The 460-nt window shown below is 84.1% G+C and carries 1 pseudogene; it reads right to left on the bottom strand.

What is annotated here, in order from left to right:
* Positions 1-70: 70 nt before the first annotated feature.
* A pseudogene (locus RKE29_RS30445) lies at positions 71-460 on the bottom strand (2-phospho-L-lactate guanylyltransferase); the annotation flags it as partial.

Raw genomic sequence — 460 nt, 5'->3', positions numbered from 1 at the left:
GCGGCCTGGGGCGCGCCCGGCGCCGCCGGGAGCCACGCGCCACCGCGCCCCCGGGACTTGGCGGCACGCGTCAGCGGCGCGGCTCCTGGCACGGCGCGCACGGGAACGCCGCCGCCGGGGGCACGGCCGCCGCCATGACGCGGCAGGTGTGCGGCCCGGCGCCCAGCGCCAGCGCCGCGCGCAGGTCGTCGCCGGTGTCCACGTCCCGCCGTACCGAGTCCACCCCGTGCGCCGCGATCTCCCGCGCCCCCGACGCCCCGTGCCGGGCCCGCGACGCGCCGCCGAAGGCCGGGGCCAGGTCGGTGCCGGGCGCCGCCGCGAGCAGGGTCGTGCCGACCCCCGCCGCGTCCGCGAGGAAGGCCCGCGGAAGGCCGTCCGCGGCCTGGAGCACCCGCGCCAGCTCGGCGGCCCGCAGCGCGGGCAGGTCGGCGTTGAGCGCGGCCACCGCCGCCCGCGGCCG

The organism is Streptomyces sp. B1866 (genome assembly GCF_031932565.1).
In the GTDB taxonomy this organism is placed as follows: domain Bacteria; phylum Actinomycetota; class Actinomycetes; order Streptomycetales; family Streptomycetaceae; genus Streptomyces.
This window is presented reverse-complemented; position numbering and strand designations above follow the sequence as displayed.